Annotated in this window: 2 protein-coding genes; both read right to left on the bottom strand. The window is 59.6% G+C overall.

The window, feature by feature from the left end; translation table 11 throughout:
- Positions 1 to 104: 104 nt before the first annotated feature.
- Entirely contained in the window at positions 105 to 1514 is a 1410-nt protein-coding gene (locus tag B4U49_RS00765; protein ID WP_239692414.1) for an APC family permease, read from the bottom strand.
- Between the two features lie 70 nt (positions 1515 to 1584).
- Positions 1585 to 2574: aldehyde dehydrogenase family protein (locus tag B4U49_RS00760; RefSeq protein WP_078082698.1), on the bottom strand; the 990-nt coding region annotated here is incomplete at its 5' end.

Genomic DNA, 2574 nt, shown 5'->3' with positions numbered 1-2574 from the left:
GGGGGGCGCCTAGCTCGTGTCTCACAAAGCAACTCCCGGTAGCGGTACCGCCTCGATCTATATCGACGGCACCGGTCTGCTCGAGGGATTTTCCCTTAAAAAATTTATTGCGTGGCTAGGACTCCAGAGGCCTCTTCGGTTCCTTTACTCCCACCGTTTTGTTTTTCAGCCCACAGGATCGCCAGCTCACCGAGCAACAAGGTGACGATGGACCCGATCAGCACCGGCCACTGCACGCCCTCACCCGGGGTGTAAATAAACAGGAAAATACTGCCGGCGAGTATCGCCACGCAGAAATAGGTCAGCACACGCACAAAGCTTTCGCCACCAGGCACGCGGAAAGGGCGCGCACGGGCACCGTCAACACGGCGCATCTTCAGAAATGCCAGAAACATCCCTACGTAAGGCAGCAGGAATATCACCCCGCTGAAGGCAAATAGCGACCAGAACAGGTCTTCGTTGGAGTTCACCAGAACACCGTACAGCACCAGAATCAGCGTGCTCATCAGGCCCATAAGCACCGCGGCACCCACCGGCGTGTTGCGGCTGCGGCTTTTGATCGCAAAGGCTTTCGGCAACTCGCCCTCTTCGGCCGCTTCCGCCGCAGCGCGGTTGCCGCCGATGGCCCAGGTGACGCCATTGGAGAAAAACGTATACAGCGCGGCAATACCCAGCGCCATCACCAGCGCATTGCCATAGGGCAGTTGCGCGAAGAACAGCCGCAGGGTGTCTACCAGCCCCTCGACGAGATCAATTTCCCCGGCGGGGATGGCCGCGAGAATCGCGGTGGTGCCGAGGGTGTACAGGGCGAGAATGATGGCACCGGACACCAGAATGGAACGGGGCACATCCCTCTGTGGATTGCGCATTTCCTCACTGCTCGAGCTGATCAGCTCGAAACCGAGCATGCCGTAGATGATCGCGGGGATGTACTGCAGGCTGTCGCCCAGGTTCGGCTTGATGCTGTCAAAGGTGATCGGATTGGCGAGACCGTTTTCACCCGCGTAAACCACCGCGCCGGCAATGATCGCGCCGAAGATAATGATCTTGAAGATGGCACCGATATTGGGCACCCACTTGCCCACGCTGAGGGTGACCACATTGGCAATCACCGCGATCCAGGTCAGCGCGATACCGAGACCAATCTGCGCGGCGACGCCCATATCCGGCCAGAACAACTGTTTTGCCACACCGGCAAACAGGATAAAAATCGCCGGCATCCAGATCGCCACGTTGACCCAGTAGCTCCAGCTGATGCGCGACGCCCAGCGCCCGCCGAAGGCATCGCGCACCCAGGCGTAGATGCCACCTTTTTCCGGATAGGCGCAGCCGAGTTCCGCAGACACCAGGGCAAAAGGCACAAAGAAAAACAGGCCGAGGAACAGCCACCAGAAAATACTCGAGGTACCGATGGCGGCGGTGGCTGCGAGAGTATCCACCAGCAAAATGGCGGAGACGGTAAACAGGATCATGTCCCGTTTACCCAGATTCTTTTTGACGGCTACTTCTGTCACGGAGCTTCTCCCGCGTTACTTATTTTATTTATTCGTTTGTATTTGTCAGTTTCAGTCGGCGCGCCGCGGATTACTCCGCGGGCACACCCAGTTGCGCAGATTTGATTTCGGTAAATTCTTCCACCCCGTGGTGGGAAAATTCGCGGCCGTTGCCGCTCTGCTTGTAACCACCAAACGGCGCTTGATAGTTGAACTCGCCACCGTTGACAAAACACAGGCCGGCGCGAATGCGCCGTGCGATGGCCAGCGCGTCCTTGTGATCCTTGGCGTAAACACCAGACGACAGACCGTAAGGGGTATCGTTGGCGATGGTCACGGCCTGGTCCAGATCGTCGTAGGCGATCACACACAGTACCGGGCCGAAAATTTCCTCGCGGGCGATGCGCATGTCGTTGTTCACATGGGCAAAAACCGTGGGCCGCGCATAGAACCCTTGGTCCAGCCCTTCCGGTTTGCCCGCGCCACCACACAGCAGGGTTGCCCCCTCTTCGAGACCGACCTGGATATAGTCCTGCACCTGCTGCCACTGGCGCTGGGACGACAGCGGGCCCATAAATGCATTTTCGTCCATGCCCACTTCGATCTCGGCCACGCGCGCGCGAATAATTTCCAGCGCTTCGTCGTAGCGGCTCTGGGGTACCAGCATGCGCGTGAGCGCAGTGCAGGTCTGTCCGCTGTTGATCATCACGTCGTCCACGCCGTAACGGACCGCCGTGGTGAAGTCGCTGTCGGCGGTGATGATGTAGGGGGACTTGCCGCCCAGCTCCTGGGTCACACGCTTAACGGTGGGCGCACAGGCCCTGGCAATTTCGATACCGGCGCGGGTGGAGCCGGTAAACGACAACATGTCCACCAGCGGGTGTTCACACAGCGCCTGGCCGACAACCGGGCCGCGACCGGGAACCAGGTTGAACACACCGGCCGGCAGGCCCGCTTCGTGGAAAATCTCCGCCATCAGGTAATCCTGCAACGGCGTCTGCTCGGACGGTTTGACCACCATGGTACAGCCCGCCGCCAGCGCGGCGCCGACCTTGCCCACGAACTGGTGCAGGGGGTAGTT

This window comes from Microbulbifer mangrovi, assembly GCF_002009015.1.
Classification (GTDB): Bacteria; Pseudomonadota; Gammaproteobacteria; order Pseudomonadales; family Cellvibrionaceae; genus Microbulbifer; species Microbulbifer mangrovi.
The sequence above is the reverse complement of the archived record's forward strand: the minus strand, read 5'-3'. Positions and strand labels throughout refer to the sequence as shown.